Annotated in this window: 21 protein-coding genes and 1 pseudogene; 16 read left to right on the forward strand and 6 right to left on the reverse strand. The window is 53.1% G+C overall.

Annotated features, from left to right (window positions below; translation table 11 throughout):
- Positions 1 to 87: 87 nt before the first annotated feature.
- From OYT1_RS03000 to OYT1_RS13540, 6 genes are read right to left on the reverse strand one after another with little or no spacing between them, the layout of a single operon-like run.
- Complete coding sequence (locus OYT1_RS03000; protein ID WP_408608780.1) at positions 88 to 366, reverse strand: SemiSWEET transporter; 279 nt, start codon at positions 364 to 366, stop codon at positions 88 to 90.
- Positions 344 to 1,606: a TolC family protein gene (locus OYT1_RS03005; protein WP_232013215.1), complete on the reverse strand. Its 1,263-nt coding sequence runs from the start codon at positions 1,604 to 1,606 to the stop codon at positions 344 to 346. The genes OYT1_RS03000 and OYT1_RS03005 overlap by 23 nt, the downstream gene beginning before the upstream one ends.
- Positions 1,603 to 1,917 carry a DUF3240 family protein gene (locus OYT1_RS03010; protein WP_232013216.1) on the reverse strand — a complete coding sequence of 105 codons (315 nt, stop codon included), beginning with the start codon at positions 1,915 to 1,917 and terminating at the stop codon, positions 1,603 to 1,605. The genes OYT1_RS03005 and OYT1_RS03010 overlap by 4 nt, the downstream gene beginning before the upstream one ends.
- Positions 1,914 to 4,988 carry an efflux RND transporter permease subunit gene (locus tag OYT1_RS03015; RefSeq protein WP_062625399.1) on the reverse strand — a complete coding sequence of 1,025 codons (3,075 nt, stop codon included), beginning with the start codon at positions 4,986 to 4,988 and terminating at the stop codon, positions 1,914 to 1,916. The genes OYT1_RS03010 and OYT1_RS03015 overlap by 4 nt, the downstream gene beginning before the upstream one ends.
- Positions 4,988 to 6,082, reverse strand: coding sequence for an efflux RND transporter periplasmic adaptor subunit (locus OYT1_RS03020; protein ID WP_062625398.1), 1,095 nt, complete (start codon positions 6,080 to 6,082; stop codon positions 4,988 to 4,990). Before OYT1_RS03020 ends, OYT1_RS03015 begins: the two co-directional genes overlap by 1 nt.
- Before the next feature lie 59 nt (positions 6,083 to 6,141).
- Positions 6,142 to 6,522: a hypothetical protein gene (locus OYT1_RS13540; protein ID WP_145983661.1), complete on the reverse strand. Its 381-nt coding sequence runs from the start codon at positions 6,520 to 6,522 to the stop codon at positions 6,142 to 6,144.
- Between the two features lie 104 nt (positions 6,523 to 6,626).
- Between OYT1_RS13540 and OYT1_RS03025 the strand changes: the two genes are divergently transcribed.
- The 16 genes and pseudogenes from OYT1_RS03025 (at position 6,627) to OYT1_RS03100 (ending at position 24,709) form a co-directional block, all read left to right on the forward strand.
- Positions 6,627 to 8,759, forward strand: coding sequence for a hypothetical protein (locus OYT1_RS03025; RefSeq protein WP_062625397.1), 2,133 nt, complete (start codon positions 6,627 to 6,629; stop codon positions 8,757 to 8,759).
- A gap of 315 nt (positions 8,760 to 9,074) precedes the next feature.
- On the forward strand, positions 9,075 to 9,395 hold the full coding sequence (flhD, locus tag OYT1_RS03030) for a flagellar transcriptional regulator FlhD (RefSeq protein ID WP_062625396.1): 321 nt from the start codon (positions 9,075 to 9,077) through the stop codon (positions 9,393 to 9,395).
- Between the two features lie 28 nt (positions 9,396 to 9,423).
- A complete protein-coding gene (gene flhC / locus OYT1_RS03035; RefSeq protein WP_062625395.1) occupies positions 9,424 to 9,966 on the forward strand; it encodes a flagellar transcriptional regulator FlhC in 543 nt (180 codons plus the stop codon).
- 207 nt (positions 9,967 to 10,173) lie between these two features.
- On the forward strand, positions 10,174 to 11,028 hold the full coding sequence (gene motA, locus OYT1_RS03040; RefSeq protein ID WP_062625394.1) for a flagellar motor stator protein MotA: 855 nt from the start codon (positions 10,174 to 10,176) through the stop codon (positions 11,026 to 11,028).
- Positions 11,029 to 11,060: 32 nt separating this feature from the next.
- Complete coding sequence (motB, locus tag OYT1_RS03045; protein WP_062625393.1) at positions 11,061 to 12,041, forward strand: flagellar motor protein MotB; 981 nt, start codon at positions 11,061 to 11,063, stop codon at positions 12,039 to 12,041.
- A 69-nt stretch (positions 12,042 to 12,110) separates the two neighbouring features.
- On the forward strand, positions 12,111 to 13,733 hold the full coding sequence (locus OYT1_RS03050; protein ID WP_062625864.1) for a methyl-accepting chemotaxis protein: 1,623 nt from the start codon (positions 12,111 to 12,113) through the stop codon (positions 13,731 to 13,733).
- Positions 13,734 to 13,752: 19 nt separating this feature from the next.
- The gene (locus OYT1_RS03055; protein ID WP_062625392.1) at positions 13,753 to 15,375 is read left to right on the forward strand and encodes a methyl-accepting chemotaxis protein; all 1,623 of its coding nucleotides are present in this window, start codon (positions 13,753 to 13,755) and stop codon (positions 15,373 to 15,375) included.
- Between the two features lie 11 nt (positions 15,376 to 15,386).
- Complete coding sequence (locus OYT1_RS03060) at positions 15,387 to 16,328, forward strand: chemotaxis protein (RefSeq protein WP_062625391.1); 942 nt, start codon at positions 15,387 to 15,389, stop codon at positions 16,326 to 16,328.
- 127 nt (positions 16,329 to 16,455) lie between these two features.
- Positions 16,456 to 17,319: a chemotaxis protein gene (locus OYT1_RS03065; protein WP_084611876.1), complete on the forward strand. Its 864-nt coding sequence runs from the start codon at positions 16,456 to 16,458 to the stop codon at positions 17,317 to 17,319.
- A gap of 39 nt (positions 17,320 to 17,358) precedes the next feature.
- Positions 17,359 to 17,736 carry a chemotaxis response regulator CheY gene (cheY, locus tag OYT1_RS03070; RefSeq protein ID WP_408608784.1) on the forward strand — a complete coding sequence of 126 codons (378 nt, stop codon included), beginning with the start codon at positions 17,359 to 17,361 and terminating at the stop codon, positions 17,734 to 17,736.
- Between the two features lie 7 nt (positions 17,737 to 17,743).
- Entirely contained in the window at positions 17,744 to 18,463 is a 720-nt protein-coding gene (gene cheZ / locus OYT1_RS03075) for a protein phosphatase CheZ (protein ID WP_062625388.1), read from the forward strand.
- A gap of 1 nt (position 18,464) precedes the next feature.
- Complete coding sequence (locus tag OYT1_RS03080) at positions 18,465 to 20,315, forward strand: chemotaxis protein CheA (RefSeq protein ID WP_062625387.1); 1,851 nt, start codon at positions 18,465 to 18,467, stop codon at positions 20,313 to 20,315.
- Between the two features lie 10 nt (positions 20,316 to 20,325).
- Positions 20,326 to 21,522 (forward strand): methyl-accepting chemotaxis protein, encoded by a 1,197-nt coding sequence (locus tag OYT1_RS13950; RefSeq protein ID WP_062625386.1) that lies wholly within the window; start codon positions 20,326 to 20,328, stop codon positions 21,520 to 21,522.
- A gap of 22 nt (positions 21,523 to 21,544) precedes the next feature.
- Entirely contained in the window at positions 21,545 to 21,910 is a 366-nt protein-coding gene (locus tag OYT1_RS03090; RefSeq protein WP_062625385.1) for a response regulator, read from the forward strand.
- Positions 21,911 to 22,104: 194 nt separating this feature from the next.
- Positions 22,105 to 24,209 (forward strand): annotated as a pseudogene (locus tag OYT1_RS03095) (chemotaxis protein CheW).
- Positions 24,210 to 24,217: 8 nt separating this feature from the next.
- On the forward strand, positions 24,218 to 24,709 hold the full coding sequence (locus OYT1_RS03100) for a chemotaxis protein CheW (RefSeq protein WP_062625384.1): 492 nt from the start codon (positions 24,218 to 24,220) through the stop codon (positions 24,707 to 24,709).
- Positions 24,710 to 24,727 lie beyond the last annotated feature (18 nt).

Here is a 24,727-nt window from a genome sequence, read left to right on the forward strand (position 1 = left end):
TGATCCCAACGGAGTTATATGATCAGGCGATGCGAAAAGTCGCGAGCACTTTACGCATCCCATGCTTAACCATTGTTGCACAGAGGCTCAGCCAAATCTTAGTTTCATCACCAACACCGCACCGGCAAGGAGCAGAGTGATCAAGTTGGCAATGATGATCGGCCAAGCGCCGAGCAGTAGTCCATAGGCCAGCCACATCGCCACGCCGCATGTGAACGTGGCATACATGCCCAGCGAGATGTCCTGAGTATGGCGGGTGCGCCAAACTTGCCAGACTTGCGGTACGAAAGCAACGGTGGTCAAGGTGGCAGCGGCGCTGCCGACCCAGTTCAACGTGCTCATCTCAATAGTGGTCGTGGGTGACATCTTCGTCGCTATCTAGCGGCCAGAGTTGATGAGCGTCGAGCAGCAACCGGTAACGGGCTTCGTTGGCATCTAGTTGTGCGGTGGCTTCGGCTAAGGTGGATTCCAGTGCGATGCGGCGGGCGGTGAGTGTATCTGACAGGCTGCTCTCTCCCAGTGCGTAAGCTCGGGCGACCAGTTCTGCATTTTGCCGGATGCTGTTACCTGCATCAGCAGCTTGTTGCCAAGTCGTGAAGCTACTGACTGCTTGGGTATGTGTAGCATAAACATCGCCTTCGAGGCGTCGCTGCACAAACGCTTCGCGGTTGGTAGCGATCTCGGCTTGATGTTGCATGCCCTCGGCTTGAGCGCTGCGCAATCCGAAAGAAAGCGGCACGGATACATACACACCGGTGACCTTTTCGTTACCGGCCATTTCGCTGGAATAACGCATGCCAACGGTCGGGTCAGGAATGCGGTCAGCTCGGCTGCGTTGCGCCAATAACTGCTGCAAATGCCGGTCGGATCGCACCATGCCCAATTCGTGGTTGTGCTGGAACACTTGATCTTTCCAGTAGGTGAAATCATTTTGGATGGCTTGAGGCGTACTGCGAGGTACGTTTTCAGGTAATTCGAGCCCGGGGAATTGGCGCACGATTTCGTTGGCCGCTAGCTGTGCGCGCATCAGGGCTTGACGCCTCGATACGCCTGCTTGTGCGGCTGCGGCGAGCGCTTGGTTATGCTCCATCTTGGGCGCGTCTCCGGCTTTCACACGTTTTTCCGTCATCGCAGCCAAGCGTTGTAGCGTCAATTCTTGTTGTTGCCATTGCGCGACTTGTGCCTGCTCTCGCTGCCAAGTGAACCAGAGACGTAACAGGAGGCGACCAGCTTCATGGCGCGCATCACCGAGCGTAAATTCGGCACGCTGCACGCCTTCTGCCCCGATCTCTTGATCGATCAGCATCTTGTTGGGCAGGCGAACAGGACGCTCGATGGCTACATCCCATTCCTTCAAGGCTTGGCCGGTACTGGCGATGCGTCGCTGTGCTGATCCTGCACGCACGTTGAATTCGTAATTGCCGCTACTCCAACGACGGCGATTGCTTTGCTCGAACTTGATGCCGCTTTCGGCGGTCAGCACAGTGATGCTGCGACTGATCGCCGCTTCGGCCTGCGCTGGAGGCGGTAGGTCGGGGTAGGAAATCTCTTCAGCCATAATAGGCGCGGCGAATGCTAGGGCTAATGCTAAGACGATAGGTTTCAAGCGAGTCTCCCGAATTCAATCACCGGCGTGATCCAATAGGCCACTTCTGGGTTGGATGCAGTCGCCTTCAGGTGGGCGATCAATTCGTGTGCATCCTCTAGGTTCATCACTGAGCAGAGCTCCACACGGCGTGAGCGGCCACGCACTTGCTCCAGCATGCTGTGCAGAATCTCTTTTTGGCTGCCGCCCTCGATGTGGCGCACGGAAAAGCCTGAGACGAGCTCGGGGTGTTCCAAAAGCAAACTGACCAAGAGCTCCTCCATCGACTGGTGGCAAACCAGTGTTAACAAACAATCGAGTGGTTTTCTCACTTTTTACTCTCCACGATCTTAATGCCGTAGCGGCGATATAGAATGGGCAGCATGATGAGTGTGAGCAGAGTCGAACTGATCAAGCCGCCGGTGACAACGATAGCCAGCGGTTTCTGAATTTCCGAGCCAGGGCCGTGAGCGAACAGAAGCGGCAGTAGGCCGAAGGCAGTGATACTGGCCGTCATCAGCACCGGACGCAGACGGCGTTTCGCACCTTCACGAATAACCTCTGCCAAACTCATGCCTTGGGCATAAAGCTGATTGAAATAACTCACCATCACCACCCCGTTGAGTACGGCGATACCGAGCAGGGCGATGAAGCCGACCGAGGCGGGCACCGACAGATACTCACGCGATATCCACAGGGCGAATACACCACCGATCAAGGCGAATGGGATGTTGGTCAACACCAGCACGGCTTGACGCACCGAACCGAAGGTGGCGAATAACAGCATGAAGATCAGACCGAGCGCGACTGGCACGACTACGGCCAAACGAGCAGCAGCGCGTTGTTGGTTCTCGAACTGTCCGCCCCAAGTGAGGCTGTAACCGGTCGTGAGTTTCATTTGCTGGGCGACCGCAGCCTTGGCTTCATCGACAAAACCGACCAGATCGCGGTCACGTACATTGGTTTGGATCACCACCATGCGCGTGCCGTTCTCGCGGTTGACGCTGACTGGTCCGTCGCTACGCTCGATATGCGCCACCACCGACAACGGTACGCTCTGGCCGTTGGCTAGCGGTAACGTAAGTGCGGAAAACAGCGCTGGAGATTGCTGTACATCGGGTTCGCCTCGGATCAGCAGCGGCGTGCGGCGACCTTCCTCGATCACTGTGCCGACACGTTGGCCCTCAACTTGGGCGCGCAGGGCATTGCTGATCTCATCCACCGACAGCCCGAAACGACCGGCAGCGAGCCGATCGACCACCACGCGGTAATACTGCACGCCGCTGTTTTTGACGGTATAGACATCTTCACTGCCCTGAATGCCTTCGAGCAGTTTCACCATTTGCTCAGCCATAGCGTTAAGTTTGGTGATGTCGGTACCGAATATCTTCACCGTCACGTCGCCGCGCGAGCCGGTGAGCATTTCGGAAACGCGCATTGCGATGGGCTGGGTGAAGCTGTATTCGATACCTGGAAAGTCGTCCATCACCTTGCGGATCTCGTCGATGATGGCAGTCTTGTTCGGGCTGCGCCATTCTTCACGCGGGGCGAGCACGATGAAGTTGTCGGCCTCATTCAGTCCCATCGGATCAAGGCCGAGCTCGTCGGCTCCGGCGCGCGAGATGATCTGGCGTACTTCAGGCACGGCCTTGATGATGGCGCGTTGGATGCGCTCGTCGATGTCGGCGGTCTGAGCTAGGCTGATGGAGGGCAGCTTGGCGGTCTGCATCACCAGATCACCTTCATCCATTTCTGGCATGAAGGTCTTGCCGATCAGGGTGTAAACGCCAGCAGTAAGCACCAGCGAGGCCACGGCAGTGATCAGCACCTTGCGTTCGTTTTCCAGCGCCAGCTTGAGCATGGGTTCGTAGATCGCCAGCGATTTGCGCACCAGCCAAGGTTCGTCATGGCTGGCGGTCTTGAGCAGGTAGGAGGCGAGCGTCGGCACGATGGTGAGCGACAGGATCAAAGAGGCTGCCAATGCGAATACGATAGTCAGCGCCACTGGAATGAACAGCTTGCCTTCCAGCCCTTCTAGCGTCATCAAAGGCAGGAACACGATGATGATGATGGCGACGCCCGCCGCTACCGGCGTGATGACCTCTTTTACTGCGCGGTAGATGACGTGCAGGTGCGGCAAATGGCGGCGCGTATTGGCGAGATGATTGATGATGTTTTCGACCACCACCACGGCGCCATCGACCAGCATCCCGATGGCGATCGCCAATCCGCCCAGCGACATCAGGTTGGCCGACATGCCGAACTGCTGCATCAAGATGAACGTGATCAGCACAGCCAGCGGAAGTGCCAGCGCGACCACCAGCGCAGCGCGCAAGTTGCCGAGGAACAACACCAGCAAGATGACGACTAGCACGATGGCTTCGGTCAGGGCTTTGGAGACCGTGCCGACGGCGCGTTCAACCAAACTGCCGCGATCATAGAACGTCTTCGTGGTCATGCCTGGCGGTAGGCTAGGTGCGAGTTCTGCCAGCTTGTCATGCACGCCTTCCACCACTTTCTGCGCATTGGCACCACGCAGGCCGAGTACTAAGCCTTCGACCGCTTCTCCTTGTCCGTTCATGGTGACCGTGCCGTAGCGGGTGAGTGCGCCGATGCGTACTTCGGCTACGTCACTGATGCGCGTCGGGCTGCCATTGGTGCTGGCGATGACGATGTTGCGTACGTCGTCTAGCGTTTTGATGCTGCCTTCGGCTCGGACCAGCAGCGCTTCGTCGCCATCGGTCAAGCGGCCTGCGCCGTCGTTTCGGTTGTTCATCTCCAATGCTTGTTGCAACTGCACCATGGTCAGGCCGCGAGCGGCCAGTGCCAGATGGTCGGGCATGACCTCAAAGGTACGAGCCATGCCGCCCAGCGAATTGACATCGGCGACTCCCGGCAAAGTGCGCAGGGCAGGGCGGATCACCCAGTCGAGCACGCTGCGGCGCTGCTCCAGCGTGTAGTTGTCGCCCTCGACGGTAAACATGAACATTTCGCCCAGTGGCGTGGTGATCGGCGCTAAGCCGCCACCGACCCCAGCGGGCAGATCGCGCAGCACGTTGTTCAGGCGCTCCGCAACTTGCTGCCGCGCCCAATAAATGTCGGTGCCATCGGTGAAGTTCAGGGTGATGTCGGCGATGGCGTACTTGGAGATCGAGCGCATGATGCGCTGATTGGGGATGCCCAGCATCTCTAGTTCGATCGGCGCAACGATGCGTGCCTCGACTTCCTCTGGCGTCATGCCCGGCGCCTTCATGATGAGTTTTACCTGCGTGGTGGAAACGTCGGGAAACGCGTCAATGGGCAGCTCGCGGAAGGAGATGATCCCCGCACCGATGACGAGCAGGGTGAGCACCAGTACCAGCAATCGCTGGGTGAGGGCGAATTCGACGAGTTTGGACAGCATCACTCGCCTCCGCCGATGCCCATCATTTGGGCTTTGAGCGAGGAGACGCCATGAACCACGACTTTCTCATCGCCCTTGAGGGTGGCGCTGATCATGCTGGTTTGTGCACCTTCGTTCATCACGCTGACGTTGACGGGGCGAAAGCCCTTTTCGGAAGTGACGAAAATCAGTGTTTTTCCAGCGACACGTGCCAGCGCGCTATTCGGCAGGTTCCATTGTGCCTGATTGCCAGAAACGGCAACGCTGGCTTCGACGAACTGACCAGGGCGTAGATTCTCTGTGCCTTTGTTAATCTCGGCGCGCAACAGGATGGTTTGATTGTTGCCGCTCAAATTGCGTCCGACGGCAATAAGCTTACCGCTGGCTTGGAATTTTGGGATGGTCACCAGTGCGCCTATTTGCAGCTTGGATGTGTGTGCCAGCGGAGCTTGGATTTCCAGCGCCAGTGGATTCAGTCGAGCAACTTTTAGGATAGGCACCGCAGCATCCAGACGTTGACCTGCGCTGACGTTTTTTTCCAAAATGACGCCGTCTATCGGTGAGGTGATCGACAGCAGGCTACTCAAGGCTTTGCCAGATTGGAGTTGGCTGATCGCGCCCTCCGACATGCCAGACAGACGAAGCATCTGCTTGCGTTCAGCTAATGCGGCGGCGGCTTCGATCTGCAAGCCGCGCGTGGTGCGGTAGCGGCTTTCCGAGATGATGCCATCCTTCCAGAGTTGCTCGTCGCGACTGAGGTTTTCTTTGGCGAGTTGCGCTTGCGTGCTCGTTTGCAGTAAGCCACGCTGGGCTTCTGCTAGCGCTGGACTTTGTAATTTGGCTAGTAACTGCCCCTGCTTGACACTGTCGCCCACGCCGACCAAGGTCTGTTCGACCATCGCAGGTAGAGGGGTGCTGATAATGAACAACTGTCCGCCTGGGACGACGACTTGAGCGGGCAGTCCCGAAACTTCACCCGCTTGTTTGGTGGGTAGGGTTTCGCTGCGAATACCTAAAGTAGTGATCTGCTTGGCAGATAAGATCAGTTCGTCATTGGCTAAAGCCAATGTGGATAGCGCCAGCAAACTCAATCCGGTGAGATAGGAAACCTTCATTGCGATACTCCATGATACAGTTAGACGGTGCGAGCGGGTGGCTCGCACATGGTGGGTGCTTATGCTAATGCAGGAGGGGCGTGCGAAAAAGGTATTTCGTAGGGAGTTACTGAGGTATTGAGTAGAGCGTGGTGATTCCCGCCAATGAGATACAGGAGGCGGCTCGCCTCGGGGGGCGGTGTCGGTGAAAATAAAGCAGTGCCGCATAAGTCTAGCGAAATCTCACGCTGTAACTCATGTGGCATTCCAATCGAAGGGGAGTCTGGCGTACTGAACGCTGGCTCAGCAAAGTTGAGTTCGCCGAACAGTGCGTGTTCCAACTCTACTGCATGGACGCTGCCATTGGCGTGGTCGCCATTGATATGTGCATGTGCCAAGGGAGCCACGCTTTGTAGCAGGGCAAACAGGCAGATGAGTAGGATTCTGATCCAGTGTTTCATGGCACCGATGGTAGCACGGTTGGTGTCTGAGGCTCGGTCAGACAACAAGCTGCAAAAATAATTCCCTGATAGAATCAATCACCAATTAATCGAGGGATAAGGGCATGAATCGCAAGGCACATGAATGGCGTTTCTTTCGCGCAGGCGGTTTCGATCAGGTGCGTATTGATACCGGTGCTGATTTGCTGGCGCTGGGCGATCTTGATCAGAAACTTTGGGTGGCATTGAGCTGCCCGACACGCGGTATCGAATTTGATGCGCATACGCTCGATCTGATCGACTCCGATAATGACGGGCATGTGCGCGCACCCGAAGTCATCTCGGCGGTGAATTGGGCAGCTAGGCTGTTGAAAGATTGCGATCTGCTAGCCAAAGGGTCGGCGACACTGCCGCTGGTGGCGATCAACGAGGCAACGGATGAAGGTGCCAAATTATTGGCGGCAGCTCGCCATATTCTCGTTAGCCTAGGCAAACCCGAAGCGGACTCGGTCAGTGCGGCTGACACCACCGATACAGCAAGGCTGATGGCTGGACTGCGTTTTAATGGCGACGGCATCATCGCCCCCGCTGCAGTGGAAGATGCCGTGACGAAGAGCGTGCTGGAAAGCATCATCGCTAGTTTGGGCTCCGTTACCGATGCGGGTGGAGAGAAGGGGGTTACCAAGGATCTGGTTGAGCGTTTCTTCGATCAAGCGAGGGAGTTCGATACGTGGAGTCTGCGTGCTGAGCAAGATCAGGCCATCTTGTGCCTAAAGGAAGATACGCAGTTGGCGGCCACTGCTTGGCGGGCAGTGCGTACCAAGGTTGATGATTACTTCACTCGTTGCCAGATGGCGGCTTACGATGCGCGAGCAGCGCTGCCTCTGAGCCGATCTATCGAAGATTATCAGCAGCTGGCGGGGAAAGAGTTGAGTGCAGGGGCGAGTGAGGTGGCGGCATTTCCTTTGGCTTTGGTGGCTGCGGGACAATCCTTGCCGTTGCGCAACGGAATCAATCCAGCGTGGTCAGCCGCTATCGTTGCCTTTCGCGAACAAGTCGTGTTGCCGCTATTGGGCAATCGTGATCAGTTAAGTGCGGAGGAATGGGCTGACATTTCTGGTCGTTTTGCTGCTTACGAAGGCTGGTTGGCAGATAAGCCAGAGACGCAAGTGGAAGCGTTGGGTTCGGCTCATTTGCGCATGGTGCTGAGCGGTGGCCACGAGCTTGCTTTACTTGAACTGATTGCGCAGGATACGGCGCTGGCCTCCGAAGTTGAGGCGATCGCTTCGGTGGATAGGCTGGTTCACTATGTGCGCGACTTGGGGGCGTTGGTCAATAACTTTGTCTCTTTCCGTAATTTTTACACCGGTGTGGATAAAGCGGTGTTTCAGGCGGGGACATTGTACTTGGATGGTCGGAGTTGCGAGTTGTGCATCAAGGTTGATGATGCCGGTAAGCACTCCACGCTGGCAAATCTGAGTCGTGTCTGTCTGGTCTATTGTGAGTGTGTGAATGGCTCGGCTAAACAGACCATCGCCGCCGCTTTTACTGCTGGCGACTCGGATCAGTTGATGGTTGGGCGCAATGGTATCTTCTACGACCGCAAGGGGCAGGACTGGAATGCAACCATCATCCGCATCCTAGAGCATCCGATTAGCATACGTCAGGCGTTCTGGTCACCATACAAGCGTGCTGGGAAAATGATTGGTGAGCAGTTGCAGAAGTTTGCTGCCGCTCGCTCTCAGGCGGCAGAAACCAAGTTGGTGACCTCAGCGCTTGAGGCTGGGAAGGCTCCTGCTGAAGCGCCCAAGGCTCCACCTCCTCCGTTCGATGTGGGTAAATTTGCCGGTATTTTTGCGGCCATTGGCTTGGCGGTGGGGGCGTTGGGGACGGCGCTAGCCTCGGTGCTGACGGGCTTGCTCGACCTACGCTGGTGGCAGATGCCACTGGTGTTGATTGGAGCATTGCTGGCAGTGTCAGGACCTTCTATGCTGATTGCTTGGTTCAAGTTGAAACAGCGCAATCTTGGGCCGCTGCTGGATGCCAATGGCTGGGCAGTGAATGCGCGCGCTCGAATCAATATCCCGTTTGGAACGTCACTGACTGGCTTGGCTAGACTGCCAGAAGGCGCTTCAGCTCTGCATATGGTTGATCCCTTTGCCGAAAAGAAACAGCGCTGGCCGTATTATGTTGGTGCATTGTTGCTTATAGGGATGGCTTGGGCGAGCTGGCACTGGAGTGCATTATTGTTCCGTTGATCCATTCTGCACATTTTTGGTTGAATTTGAGCTAACGAAAAAAACGATTAAATTTTTTAAAAAAACACTAAAGTTTTATTTGTGGGTGCCGATACATCAGTCGTAAGCATGAGTTTGTCCCCTTGCAAATTCGTGTTCTTTGAAGGCTTCCTCTTCTAATTCATGGACTTGCTCCATAATGAGGGAGTCTTCCCTTCTTTCATGTAGGAACATTGACTACAAAAAATACAGAAGCCCTCTGATTTTTTCCTACATGCACGTCCCGCAGAATGCAGTCGTCGATAAAGACGTTGTTCAACTTCCAAGGGGACGAAAATGAACGCTCATCAACTGCACGAAGAAATTAAGGAAACAAATCTTTCCTACATGTTGCTGGCTCAGCAAATGATTCAGGAAGATAAGGCATCTGCGATCTTTCGCTTGGGTGTCAGCGAAGAGACTGCTGATCTTATCTCTGGATTGACTCCGGCTCAGCTGTTGAAGATGGCGTCAGCTAATATGCTGCTGTGCTGCTTCCGCTTGGACGAGAATGTGTTGTTGAATATGGTGACTGACTACAACAAGGATAGGATGATGTCGCAAGCGCACGCAGCCATTCTGATGGCTGGACGTCCAGTCGAGGCTCTGGCAGCCTGATTCATTCATCATCTGTCTGGAGGGTGTCATGCGAAACAAGAGTGTAGTCACAGAGGCGCGCGAGATTCATATTGCGGTGGAGTTGATCGAACTGGGCGCCCGCTTGCAACTTTTGCAGGAAGAGACTGCACTGAGCCGTGAGCGCTTGCTTAAACTATACAAAGAAGTGAAGGGCGTATCCCCATCCAAAGGTATGCTGCCCTACTCGACTGATTGGTTTATGAGTTGGCAGCCAAACATTCACTCGTCGTTGTTCATCGGCATTCATCAGTTCTTGCTAAAAAATGCTGGAATAAAAGGGGTTGAGGCGCTGATTAAGGCCTACCGCTTGTATTTGGAGCAGATTGGCTTCAGCGGCGGAGATGCGGTGCTGAGTGTTACTCGTGCGTGGTTCCTGATTCGCTTCTTTGAGGCCGACATGTTGCAGCTTACGACTTGTGTCGAATGTGGCGGCAACTTCGTTGTACATACGAATGAGCTCTGTGGTCACTATACCTGTGGGATATGTCGCCCACCTTCTCGTGCTGGCAAGACCAAAAAAGCTGCTGAAGAACTGGCTTTGGTTGTCTGATGCAGGCTAGGAGAATCCCCTAAAGTTTTCACCCCATTGGCCGTTACCACCGATATAAGTTTTGAGTGGTAACGGCTTTCTTCTTGGCGGGCTTGGGGGCAACGGAAGAACAAGTAAGAATAAATCCGGTTAATTGGGTGATTGAGTTTAGCGGGCTGGTGATAATTTGCTAGCCAGTGAGACAGAAACGATAAGCAGGGGGCGGTTATGTTTGTAATTATCGGGTATGTGGTAGTTCTGGGGAGTGTGTTCGGCGGATTTGCGATGGCGGGTGGTCATTTAGCGGCACTCTTTCAGCCACTTGAATTATTGATGATTGGAGGAGGTGCGCTAGGTGCCTTCTTTGTGGGTAATACACCTAAGGCGGTTAAAGCCACAGTCAAGGGACTGCCCTTGGTGTTCAAGGGGGCGAAATACACTAAAGATACATACATGGAGCTGATGGCGCTACTCTATGAATTGCTTGGGAAAATTCGCAAAGAAGGTCTGATGTCTATTGAAGGTGATGTCGAAAAGCCAGACGAAAGCCCGTTGTTCTCTAAGTACCCCAAAATTCAGTCTGATCATCACCTAGTTGAATTCATCACCGATTATCTCCGCATCATGGTCAGCGGCAACCTCAACGCCATGGAAATCGAAAATCTAATGGATGTTGAGATTGAGACCCATCATCACGAAGAGTTGGTTCCCGCGCACACCATTGCCAAGCTCGGTGACGGTATGCCGGCTTTTGGTATCGTGGCGGCGGTTATGGGGGTTGTGCATACCATGGAGTCGGTAGGGGCGCCTCCGGCAGAGTTGGGGATGTTGATTGCTCACGCGTTGGTGGGGACCTTTCTTGGTATCTTGCTAGCTTATGGTTTCGTCGGCCCACTTTCTTCTGTGTTAGAGCAAAAGGCAGATGAGTCCACCAAAATGTTTCAGACCATCAAAGTAACTTTGCTGGCTAATCTGAACGGATATGCGCCGGCGATGGCGGTTGAGTTTGGTCGCAAAGTATTGAATTCCACAGAGCGTCCAGGCTTCGCTGAGCTGGAAGAGCACGTCAAAACCAAACGCTGATCGGCAAATAATAATTACGGCGGAGCAAGGGTATGGCAGGGGACGATAAACGACCCATTGTGGTCAAGCGTATCAAGAAGGTCGCTGGGGGGCACCACGGTGGCGCTTGGAAGATTGCATACGCTGACTTCGTGACTGCGATGATGGCGTTCTTTCTGCTGATGTGGCTTTTAGGCTCAACAGCAAAGGGGGACTTGAACGGGATTTCTGAATATTTCAAGACTCCCCTGAAAGTCGCACTGGAAGGTGGTTCTGGTAGTGGAGACAGTTCCAGTGTCATCAAGGGTGGCGGTAAAGATCTGACTCGCTCTACTGGCCAAGTCAAAGAAGGCGATGTGGACAGCAAGAAGCGCACCGTCAATTTGAAGGCCACCAACGAGGAATTCAAGCGCTTACAGCAAGCTAAGGAAATGGCCACACTTCAGCAATTGAAGGCGAATATCGAGCAGGCCGTTGATGCTAATGAAAAGCTAAAGAAGTTTAAGAGCCAGATTCTGCTCGACCTAACTAGTGAAGGTTTGAGGGTGCAGATTGTGGACGAGAAGAATCGGCCTATGTTTCAGTCAGGTCGTGCGCAACTTGAGCCCTATACCCGCGATATTTTGCGCGAAATCGGTAAGACACTAAACGAAGTGCCGAATATGGTCAGTCTGTCCGGTCATACCGATGCGCAGGCCTATTCGATGGGTGACAAAGGCTACAGTAACTGGGAGTTATCAGCGGATCGCGCCAATGCCTCCCGCCGCGAGCTGATCAACGGCGGAATGAGTGAAGACAAGATTGTGCGCGTCGTTGGCTTGGCCTCGGCTGTGCCCTTTGATAAGGATGACCCTCAAAATCCGATCAATCGCCGTATTAGCATAATCGTGATGAATAAAAAGGCGGAAGAGGCGGCTCGCCATGATGGCGGCACTGTCGAGATAGAGGCAGGGAGTAGTGAGATCGAGTTGACGATTCAAGAGGAGGTGAGCCAGATGCCAGGCGCACCTCGTCCTAGGATGTTAAAGAATTAGGCGGGTTTGTCGTTAGATGGTCTACGGAGTGTTGCTTGGCAATGCTTATTTACAGCGAGAATAATGATCATGAATAGCTGGTGGAGTTCTCTTTCCCTTAAGAATAAATTGCAGATACCAATTCAGGTGATTCTGATGGTTATTCTGGTGTTTGCGCAGAATTGGATGGTCGGCCACTTTGAGGCCAACATTGAGCATGATGCGAAGAGTAGAGCCGAAATCGCTGCTAAAGCATTGTTCAATAGCCTAAATACAATGATGGTTTCTGGTCTGATCAGCGATAAAGAGCAGCGTGTCGGCCTAGTTAAGAGAATGGCCGCGACTCAGGGATTGGATGAGTTGCGCATCTTTCGTGGTAAGCCATTGATAGATCAGTATGGTCCAGGTTTGCCGGATGAACAGGCGAAAGATGAGTTGGAAAGGCAGGTGTTAAGTACTGGCAAGGAATTAGTGGAGTTTTCGCCCGGAAGTGCCCCTTCCATGCGCGTGGTGTTTCCATTTTTATCGCAGCACGATTATCACGGTGTCAATTGCCTAGAGTGTCATGCGGGTAATGAGGGCACGATCAATGGTGCGGTTAGTGTTCGCATCGGTCTAAAGGATGCTTTTGCTGAGTTAAAAAGCTTGGAAATGTCGCTATGGGCGGGGCAAGTTGTATTGCAGGTCATGCTGTTTTTTGTGATTGGCGGCATCATCAAGCAAGTAACAGCTCCCACCCGTGAATTGAAGAACGTCATGCAGCAGATGCAGCGCGCAGGTGATTTGTCATTGCGAGTAGTTGTGCGTAGTAATGATGAGGTTGGTCAAATGGGGAGGGCCTTCAACGAACTGGCGAAAAGCTTTCAAAGTATTGTCAGCCAAGTACATGGTTATGCCGGGCAGGTTTCAAGTTCGGCTTCTGCATTGGCTAGTAATGCAGACATGGTGGCAACTAGTTCGCAACGACAAAGTGATGCAGCTCTCGATACGGCGCACGAAGTGGATACCATGAGCAGTAGTATCGGATTGGTTGCAGATACTTCGAGCAATGTACACCTCCTGTCTTTGGAGAGTCTGCAACAAGCGGAAAGTGGGCAGAAGAGCTTGCAAGAGTTGATGGCGGAAATTGAGCATGTTGAGGTTGCGGTCAAACTTATGGCGGGTTCCGTTGCGGCTTTTGTAAAGAGCACACAAACCATTACCAATATGACTAAAGAGGTGCGTGACATCGCCGAGCAAACCAATCTGCTGGCGCTGAACGCCGCCATTGAGGCTGCGCGCGCCGGTGAGCAAGGGAGAGGCTTTGCTGTGGTAGCAGATGAGGTGCGTAAGTTGGCCGAAAAATCGGCCCAATCGGCGAGTCAGATTGATGTGGTGACTCGCGATCTAGGCGGGCAGAGTGATCAGGTGGAGGTCAGCATTGCCAATGGCCTGCAGTCCTTGAAAACTAGTCGAAGCCATATGGGAACGGTTGCCGATGTATTGGCACAGTCGAATGATTCCGTGAGTAAGGTAAATGCAGGAGTGGAAGAGATTTCCACGTCAGTCAATCAACAGAAAGTAGCTAGTCGCCATATTAGCGAGAACGTTGACCACATCGCTGCGATGGCGGGTAGTAATAACAATGTCATTTTGCGCACGGTGCAAGCAATTAAGGATGTCGAACAACTGGCGATTGACCTAAAGCAGGTGGTCGGCCACTTCAAGGTTTAGAGCAGAGTAGGAGTGTAATATGTTGAACAATTTGAGCATCAAGAATCGACTTTATCTGATGTCATTTACTTTACAGCTACTTGCTGTGGTTTTGGCAGTGCAAGGTTTGGTGATGGCGGAAAAAAGTAATTCTGCTATCAAAGAGCTGTATCAAAGCAGAGCGGTTCCCTTAAGTCAGTTGGCGGTGCTGGAGCGGCGAGTGGCAGAGAATCGTGCAATGGTTAATGGCTTGCTACTGCATCCTGATGAGCGTGACAAGTACGTACAAACCATTGAGCATAATTTAAGTGATAGTAAGGAGCTTTGGGCTACTTTTGTAGCGAGAAATCTCTCTGATGATGAAAAAGCTTTAGTTGAAAAAGTAGATCAAGATCGCAGTCGTTATTTGAATGAGGCAATCATTCCAGCAAAAGAGGCAGCCAAAGTAGGTGACTTCGCCAAAGTACGTAGTATTTTGGATGAAAAAGTTAGATCGCTGTATCCAGCGGTACATGCAAGCATGCTTAACTTGATGAATATGCAGGTTAGTGCCGCAAAGCAAGTTTATGAGAAAAACGATCACGCGCATGAAACTCAGCGTATGGCGATTATTCTGATGCTGGTGATAGGTTCGCTAATTGGCTTTATATTGTCGTGGAACATCAATCGCAGCGTGTCTGGGCCTGCTAATGAAATGTGCACGGTGTTGGGCAATACAGCCGCCGATGGTGATCTGACCCGCCGAGTTCGAGTGCGCAGTGGCGACGAGATAGGCAGAGCAGGAGCGGCGGTAAATACCTTGTTGGAGAGTTTTGCTCAAAGTGTTGCAATGGTGGTGAGTGGCTCTTCCAATGTGGCGGCTTCTGCTCAGCAGATATCTTCAGCATCTTTGCAAATTACTCAGAGTTCTCAGGCTCAGAGTGAGTCGGCTGCCTCTACCGCGGCCGCAGTAGAAGAAGTGACTGTCAGTATCAACTCGGTAGCAGAGAGCGCAGCTGAAGTGCACCGTCTTTCGCAGCAAAGCTTGGCGCGTACGCGCGAGGGGAATGAGCGTGCTGCTCAGATGATCGACGAGGTGATGCACATCGAGCAGGCCGTCAACCAGATCGCGCAGTCAGTGAAGGCATTCATTGTCAGTGCCAACACCATCTCCGGGATGACCCAGCAAGTTAAAGATATTGCTGATCAAACAAATCTGTTGGCCTTGAATGCAGCTATTGAAGCGGCTCGGGCGGGTGAGCAGGGGCGAGGATTCGCCGTAGTTGCAGATGAGGTGCGCAAGCTGGCAGAGAAGTCAGCGCATTCCGCGAATGAGATTGATCAGACAACCTTGGCGTTGAGTGAGCAGTCGGAGCGTGTCGAGCATGCAATTGAAGCTGGCCTGCGGTCGATACAGTCCACTCAACAACATATCGGTAAAGTATCTGCTGTGCTGGCGGATGCAGGAGATTCGGTCGAGCGTGCCAGCAACGGAGTGAGTGACATTACCGCGTCAGTGAGCGAGCAGAGCAAGGCCAGCAATGACATTGCGCGCCATGTCGAGAGCATCGCTCAGATGACGGAAGAGAACCATGCTGCAATTGAGCATACTGAGCAAGACATTCAACGCTTAGAGCAACTGGCGAGCGAATTGCAGGCATCAGTCAGCCGATTCAAAGTGTAACGGAGGGCGTCATGTCCGAACTACTTAGAAATATCGATGCTCGTACCAAGTTGGCGGGAACCAATAAGCTGGAGATTCTGATGTTCACGTTGGGCAAGAATAGCCAAACTGAACGTCGCGAAGTGTTCGGCATCAATGTGTTCAAGGTGCGAGAGGTGATGCGGGTGCCCCCAATTACTCACGCACCTGAGATGCCTAGCGCAGTTGAGGGTATGGTGAGTTTGCGTGGCGTGCTGGTGCCAGTCATTGATTTGGCAAGATATGCAGGCATACAGACTGGGGCTAGGCCGGAGATCATGATCATTACTGAGTACAACGGCCACACTCAAGGCTTCTTGGTCGAAGCGGTGGATACCATTCTGCGATTGGACTGGTCGTCGATGAGAGTGCCGCCGGCGATGTTGTCAGCCAAAATGGGCGGTTTGGTCACTGCGGTGACCGAACTTCCTGATGGCAAACTGGTGATGATGATGGACGTAGAAAAAGTCCTCGCTGAAACAGGGCACTTCGATGACGAATTCATGTTTAAGAGTGTCAAGCCACTCTCTGTTTCAGGGCGTACGGTGTTCTTTGCTGATGATTCTGCTGTAGCCCGCAAGCAAATTGAGCGCACGCTGGATGCGATGCAAGTTCGCCATATTTCGGCTGTCAATGGACGGCAGGCTTGGCAGGAGTTGCAGCGCATGGCCGATTATGCGGACGCATCCCACACTCCGTTGCGAGAAATGATTCAGCTGATTCTGACTGATGTCGAGATGCCTGAAATGGATGGCTATATGCTGACTCGCAAAATTAAGGAGGATAAAAGGTTTATCGGTATCCCAGTGCTGATGCATTCGTCCTTATCCAGTATGTCTAATCAGCAGTTGGGAAAGGCAGTCGGTGTGGATGAGTATGTACCTAAATTCGAGCCGCAAAAACTATCGCAGACCCTGACTCGTCTGTTGACCTGAAAGGATAGATGCTATGTACGATGACTTATCTTCCACTTCGTCACCATCCGATTCAGCGCTGGGGGGGGGGAACGGCAGTCTGCTTGATCGAGTAGATGCGCGAACTAACTTGGCTGGCTCCAATAAGATGGAGATTCTGTTGTTTTCTCTTGGATCTCAGGAGTTGTTTGGGATCAATGTATTCAAGGTGAAGGAAGTGTGTCGCGCCATGAAAATCACCCGCACGCCGAACATGCCGCACGGTGTGGATGGGATCGTCAGCTTGCGTGGGCATATCATCCCCGTGCTCAATCTAGCGAGCTTCCTCGGTTTTGATGGAACGATCGCGAGTGAGCAGCGCACCATGATGGTGGCCGAGTACAGCCGTCATATCTTGGGTTTCTTAGTGCATCACGTCGAACACATTATTCGTGTGGATTGGGACAAGGTCCGTGCGACCGAGGGCATGCTGTCCAACAATGCTAACTTGATCACAGCCATCACGGAGTTGCCCGATGGCAAACTGGTGTCCATCCTAGATGTGGAGCAGATTTTGGCGACTGCATTTGGTGAGGCGGTGGTGGGCTCTGTTGAGCGGGTCGAGAATGGCCATGAAATGTGTGTCTTTTTCGTGGATGACTCGGGCGTGGCAAGAAAGAAAATAGCGGAACTGCTAGATAAGATGGGCGTCAAGAGCATTCAGGCACATAACGGGCTGGAAGCATGGGAGCGTCTGAAGACCTTGGCGGATGGTGCAGAAAGCAGTGGGGTACGTTTGCACGACCAGATTCAGGTGGTATTGGCGGATGCCGAAATGCCAGAAATGGATGGTTATGTGTTGACCCAAAACATCAAATCAGATCGCCGTTTTGATGGCATTCCGGTAGTGATGCATTCGTCGCTATCTTCGGATGCGAATCGGGCGATGGGCAGACGGGTCGGTGTGGATTACTACGTACCTAAATTTGATGGCGGAGCGCTGGCGGAGACCTTGCGCCCGTTGCTGGTATGACAAGTTGTAACAAGGAGAACAATCGTGGTTGATACGAATATGAAATTTTTGGTGGTGGACGATTTTTCGACCATGCGCCGTATCGTTCGCAACCTGCTGAAGGAGTTAGGATTCGCTAATGTCCAAGAAGCAGAGGATGGCGTGGATGCCTTGAATAAACTCCGTGCAGGGGGCTTCGATTTTGTAGTGTCTGATTGGAATATGCCCAACATGACGGGTATCGACTTACTGAAAAATATCCGAAAAGACCCTGCCCTGAAGCATTTGCCAGTGTTGATGGTGACTGCCGAGGCCAAGCGCGAAAACATTATCGAAGCAGCACAAGCCGGCGCTTCCGGTTATGTCGTTAAGCCGTTCACGGCTGCGACACTGGATGAAAAGCTGAAGAAGATTTTTGAAAAAATGCCACAAAAGTGAGGCCAAAATGAGTGCCACTCAAGATTCAGATGATTTGGAAGCGCTGTTCGATAGCATCGTGTCAGCGACCCATGAGGACGAAGCCCCGACTAACGCTCAGGACAATCCTGCCGATCAGCCGGTAATGGATAACAATGTCATCAATCAGATCGGTCAGATGACGCGTGCTCTCCACGACAGTCTGCGCGAGCTAGGTTTTGACAAGAATCTGGAAAAGGCGGCAGCTGCCATTCCTGATGCACGAGATCGCCTCAACTATGTCGCAGCGATGACCGAGCAGGCGGCGGAACGTGTGCTGAACGCAACTGAGGCTGCGCAGCCAGTGGTAAACAAGATCGAGGATGAGGCGCATCGACTGGCAGCGCAGTGGCAGATGCTATTCGACCAGCAGTTGACGCAAGAGCAATTCAAGAGTTTGGCAACACAGACCCATGCCTACCTGATTGAGGTGCCCAAGCAAACCAAGCAGACGAGCGCGTATCTGCGTGAAATCATGATGGCGCAAGATTTTCAGGATCTGACTGGCCAAGTCATCAAAAAGATCATGGAGGTGACGCAACAGCTGGAGCAGCAACTGGTCACCTTGTTGGTGCAGAACGCTCCGGCTACGGCACTGAAAGTGGATTCGGGGCTGCTCAATGGCCCTGTTATAAAACCTGCTGGTCGTACCGATGTGGTCACCAGTCAGGATCAGGTGGACGATTTGCTGGATAGCTTGGGGTTCTAAAATGAACGACTTTGCAGGCATGGAAGAGTTGCTACAGGACTTTCTCACGGAAGCCTCCGAAATGTTGTCCGATGTGGACGGCAAACTGGTGGAGTTGGAAAAATCCCCCAGCGACCACCGCCTGCTCAATGATATTTTTCGCGGATTCCATACCATCAAGGGAGGAGCAGGATTTCTTAATGCTACGGAGTTAGTGACTTTGTGCCACTTGACAGAGAATCTGTTTGATAAGTTGCGCAACGGTGAGCTGGATATGAGCGCTGGCCTAATGGATGCCATCATGGCAGCAACCGGCGAGGTGCGAGGGATGTTCGATGTGTTAGGACAAAGCATTCAGCCAAAAGCAGCCCCTCCTGAGTTGATTGCAGCCCTGCAAGCGGCCCTCAATGGCGAGGACGTTGAGAGTGTTAAGGCTGTGTCCGCGAAAGCGACTTCAGTCGCCGCTACTCAGTCGGCACCTGTGCCATCTGGATTGGATTGGGACGGTTTGTTTCATGCCGTTACAGGGACCGAGCCTGAGGTTGCGAGTGGTCCCACTCCCGTCGCGGCTGAGTCAACGACTGCCCCTGCCCCTGCGATAGATGAGGCAAAACTAAAATCAAGTGCATTCGGTCGTCGCACTACAGATGTACCTGGGGGGGTGCCTACCCCAGCTGCGGCGCGTCGTGACGGCGATGCCGCAAAAGACAATACGATCCGTGTCGATACGGATCGCTTGGATCAAGTGCTTAATCTTTCCGGTGAGATTGGTCTGACCAAGAATCGGCTCACCCATCTACGCAGTGATATTTTGCAAGGCCGCTCAGACCCTGGCACCTTGAAGGCGTTGGACGAGGCGGTCAGCCAGTTGGATATGCTAGTGGTGAATCTGCAAAATGCAGTGATGAAAACGCGGATGCAGCCAATCGGTCGTTTGTTCAAAAAATATCCACGCTTGGCGCGCGATCTGGCGCGACAGTTGGGTAAAGATGTCGAGCTGGTGCTGACCGGAGAGGAAACTGAAATCGACAAGACCATGATCGAAGACCTCAATGATCCGTTGGTGCACTTGATCCGTAATGCCGTCGATCATGGTGTCGAAGACACCGCGCAACGTACTGCAGTGGGTAAGCCGACGAAGAGTATGGTGAATCTTGGCGCACGCCAAGAGGGTGATCATATTCTGATTACCATTCAGGATGACGGTAAAGGGATGCGCCCTGATGTAATTCGGGGTAAAGCTGTGGAAAAAGGCCTGATCAGCGTGGAGCAGGCCAATGGTTTGGATGATACTCAAAGCCTAGAGTTGATTTTCCTGCCGGGCTTCTCCACTAAGGATCAGATATCCAGCGTGTCTGGTCGCGGCGTGGGCATGGATGTGGTGAAAACTAATATCCAGCGACTGAATGGTTCCATCACCATCGAATCCGAAGCGGGCAAAGGTTCCGTGTTCACCATTGCGCTACCGCTTACTTTGGCGATTTTGCCGGTGTTGCTGTTACGCCTGTGTGATCAGCCCTTTGCGGTACCGCTATCGATGGTGCGCGAAATCTTGTCCATCATGCCAGATCAAATTCAGCAAGTGGCGGGCAAGGCGACTCTAGTGGTACGCGGTGAAGTGCTACCAGTCATGTCTCTAGCTCGTTTGGTTGGCTGGGAAGACAACGGACAGCCCGAAGTCGGCGTACTGATGCAGATGGGGGGGAACAGCTTTATTCTGTCCGCAGACGGCTTTGCAGGGCACGACGATGTAGTCATCAAGTCTCTGGATACCTTCCGTCCGAAAGGTGTAGCAGGTGTTACCATGTCGAGCGAAGGGGAAATCGTGTTGATTCTGGACATCAAGGAGTTGCTGGGTTACTCCAGTATATGAGGTAGTCATCATGGAACAGCAAAAACGCAAAAATAGTGTTGGGGTGCTGCTCGGGCTAGGTGCGGTTGCATTGTTGCTGCACTGGGGGATCGCCTCACTGGGTTTAGGGGATATGGCCGTGGTGCTCAATGCGGTCATCACACTGGCCGCAGCTTTCATCATGCTGGTTTCTGGCGGGAGTCGGAACTCGGTGGTTGAGGCCGGCCACGACAGCGTTCGAGAGAGCGCTGTCGAAAATGTGCTGATGCAGACCTATCCACAATTTGCCAACCAGTTCTCGAGTGCCAATGATGATATGAGTCAGGTTCAGGTGTTGCTGGCAGATGCGATTGGTAAGCTGATGGAGAGTTTTGGCGGGATGCAGCAATTGATTCAGAGTCAGCGAGATGCAGCCATATCGGTCACACAGTCCCAGAGCAATCAAGTTGGCGATACAACCATGGAAAGCTTTCTGGACGACACCTCCAATACCCTTAAACAGTTGGTCGGTAGCATTATCAATAACAGCAAGGTTGGTATGGAGTTGGTGGACAAGATGGATGCGGTCAGTCTTCAGGTGCGGGGTATTCTTAACGTGCTGGGAGAGATTGATGGTATTTCCAAACAGACCAACTTGCTCGCACTGAACGCCGCGATTGAAGCCGCGCGTGCGGGCGAGGCTGGACGAGGCTTCGCTGTCGTGGCCGATGAGGTGCGCAAACTATCTGGGCGGGCAGGACATTTTAGCCAGCAGATTCGAGCCAATGTGAATCAAGTGCATGATGCGATCGCGGATGCCGAGCACGCCATTACGCTGATGGCGACCTTAGATATGGATTTCGCCGTCAAGTCCAAGAACCAACTAGAGCTGACTCTGGGCAATGTTCAGAAAATGAATGCAGGGATGGCACACGTAATCGAGCAGCAACAAACCATCTCACGAGAGGTTGATGTAGTGGTCGGGCGCGCAGTCACTTCGTTGCAGTTCCAGGATATGGTTAATCAGTTATTGCAACACTCACGTGATCGCGTCGATACGATGCAAGAGGCATGGATTAAATTGGGCAGTTGGGCACGTGAGTCAAGCCGAGGAGAGGTTCCTTCTCGTCAGCAGACTGAACAGATGAAAAGCGAGATCGATGATCTGCTTTCCAAGCACAGTCGTACTATCATCAGCAAATCGGTGAACCAGCAAAAGATGGACACCGGCGATATTGAGTTGTTTTGATTTATTTTAGTGGGAGATAGCCATGGCAAAGACGGTACTAAGTGTTGATGACTCCAGCTCCATTCGCCAGATGGTGGCGTTCACCCTGAAAAGTGCGGGGTATGACGTGATCGAAGCTGCGGATGGGCAGGATGGTTTGAATAAGGCGAAGATGAAGACAGTGGATCTTGTGCTGACTGACCAGAACATGCCGATCATGGATGGGTTGACACTGATCCGCACTCTGCGCTCGATGCCGAACTATCGCACCGTGCCGATTTTGATGCTGACCACTGAGTCCAGTGATGCAATGAAGATGCAAGGTAAAGCGGCTGGAGCAACGGGTTGGTTGGTCAAACCTTTCGACCCATCAAAACTACTAGAAGTGGTGAAGAAAGTGATCGGCTGACCATCGCGGCATCGAGATGATAGCCATGAGTTTCGGAACTGCGATTGATGCTCATGCCACGGGCAACGAGGGGGGCGCCGATGGGCGGCTGATTGTGCTTCGGTGTTTCTTTCAAGGCATCCCGATTCGCCATCTCCGAAATCATGAAGATGAAGAGGAAAGCTTCCTTACTTAATTCTTATTGAAGAGCTGCCATGAGCCTTGATCTAAGCCAGTTTTACCAAGTCTTCTTCGAAGAGACTGCCGAGCATCTGGCGGCGATGGAGTCGCTGTTGCTTGAGTTGGATGTGAGCGATCCGTCCATGGATGACCTCAATGCGGTCTTTCGCGCGGCACACTCAATCAAGGGAGGTAGCGGAACCTTCGGTTTTACCGATATGACCGAAGTCACCCATGTTCTGGAAACATTGTTGGATCGGCTGCGTAAGCAGGAGATGACGTTGACCGACGAGATGGTCAATGCTTTTTTGCGGGCTGGGGATGTGCTCTCCATGCAGCTTGCCGCACATCGTGGTGAAAATGAGGTGGATGCCGACGAAGTTCAGGCCGTGTGCGCTGAGCTGAACGCGCTGGCGGCCGGAGCGAAAGCTCCACCAACTGCTGTAGCAGCCGAGCCAGCCCCCAGTAGCGGCGAAGACTACGGATTTTTCGATGTAGAACCGACTACGCCAACTGCAGATCAAGGTTATGGCTTCTTTGATGCGGAGCCTGCACCTGCCGATCTGGGTTATGGTTTTTTCGATGACCTCCCTGAGGTAGCTATAGCAGATCCGGGCTACGGATTTTTCGATGATTTACCCACTCCAGAAGTCAATGTGGTCGCGCAAGGTGAGAGTTTCGGTATTTTCGAAGATGCCCCAGGCGTGGTGGCAGAAGTTGAGAATAGTCGTGGCTACGGTTTCTTTCGCGAGACACCCGCGCAGCGCTCGGCTCGAGAGAATAAACAGGGCTATGGTGTCTATGAAGAGCACGAAGACGCCTTGGTCGCTAAAGCTCAAGCGCAGGCAGTGGCTCAATCCCAAACCTCCAGCGAAGGTCGGCGCTCGATCGACACACCTCATCCGGTTGAAGGTGCTCGAGCAGGGAAACGAGCTACCGATAAAGTGGTGGCGGCCCAAAGTGACACGTCGATACGCGTCAGTGTGGAAAAAGTAGATCAACTTATCAATCTGATGGGTGAGTTGGTGATCACCCAAGCGATGTTGACGCAGGCTGCAACTGCCGCCGAGGGCGTGGTGTTGGAGCGCTTGGAGCAGAGCTTGCGCCAGCTCGAACGCAATACACGGGATCTGCAAGAAGCCGTGATGTCTATTCGCATGTTGCCGATCTCCTTTGTGTTCAGTCGCTTCCCGCGCGTAGTGCGCGATCTGGCTGGCAAACTTAGCAAGCAGATCGAACTCAAGACCTTGGGTGAAAGCACTGAGCTAGACAAAGGTCTGATCGAAAAGATCGCCGATCCGCTGACCCACTTGATCCGCAACAGTCTGGATCATGGCATCGAGATCCCGGAAAAACGCATTGCCGCAGGCAAGAATCCCAAAGGTACGGTCACACTGAATGCTTTCCATCAAGGTGGCAGCATCGTTATCGAAGTGTCGGATGATGGCGGTGGACTGAATCGCGCCCGAATATTAAGTAAAGCCAGAGAGCGCGGTTTTCAAGTGAGTGACGATATGCCGGACGCGGATGTGTGGATGCTTATCTTCGAGGCTGGATTTTCTACCGCCGAGGTGGTGACAGATGTATCTGGGCGCGGTGTAGGTATGGATGTGGTGAAGCGCAATATCGCCGAACTGGGCGGGCGTATCGAGTTGGATTCCCACGAAGGACTTGGAACGCGAACTACCATCCGCCTACCACTGACGCTGGCGATTTTGGATGGTCTTCCGTATCTATTGGCGGAGAAGTCTATATCGCACCGCTGAATTCGATCATTGAATCGTTGCAAGTCAGCGAAGCTGATCTTAAGACGGTTGGTCGTGATGGGCGCTTACTCAAGGTGCGCGGCGAATATTTGCCGCTGTTGCCTCTGCATGAGGTGTTCAATATTTCGCCGAAAGCGACCTCCTTGGAGCAAGGTATCGTCATCATCGTTGAGAACCAAGGTCGCAAAACGGCACTGTTCGTAGATGAGTTGCTCGGCCAACAACAAGTGGTTATCAAGAGTCTGGAATCCAATTTCCGCAGGGTACACGGTATTTCCGGCGCCACCATCATGGGCGATGGGCGAGTGGCGCTGATTCTCGATGTGAATGCGCTGGGCGCTTTGGTCGCGCAGCATCAGACAATGGCAGGATAGGAGGAGCTATGGCGACGCAACAGGAAGTAAGCTTGAATAGTCACGCGATCGGGCGGGAGTTTCTGACCTTTACCTTGGGTAAAGAGGAGTATGGCATCGACATCCTCAAGGTGCAGGAGATACGTGGCTACGATGCGGTGACTCCGATTGCGAACACCCCCGCATTCATCAAAGGGGTCATCAACCTACGCGGCACCATCGTGCCTATCGTCGATTTACGCATCAAATTCGGCTTGGGTACTGTCGAATATGACCAGTTCACCGTGGTCATCATACTTAACATCGGCACTCGCGTAGTCGGCGTGGTGGTGGATGGTGTATCAGATGTGCTGACACTTTCGGTGGAGCAGATTAAACCCGCGCCTGAACTATCAGCGACGATTGATACCGGCTACATCATGGGATTGGGGACCGTAAGTGAGCGGATGCTGATCCTCGTAGAGATCGAACGGCTGATGGTTAGCTCCGAGATGGCGTTGACTGACGAAGTCGTTGCTTGACAGAAAGGTGAGAAAAAA

Source organism: Ferriphaselus amnicola (assembly GCF_000974685.2).
GTDB classification, from domain to species: Bacteria; Pseudomonadota; Gammaproteobacteria; order Burkholderiales; family Gallionellaceae; genus Ferriphaselus; species Ferriphaselus amnicola.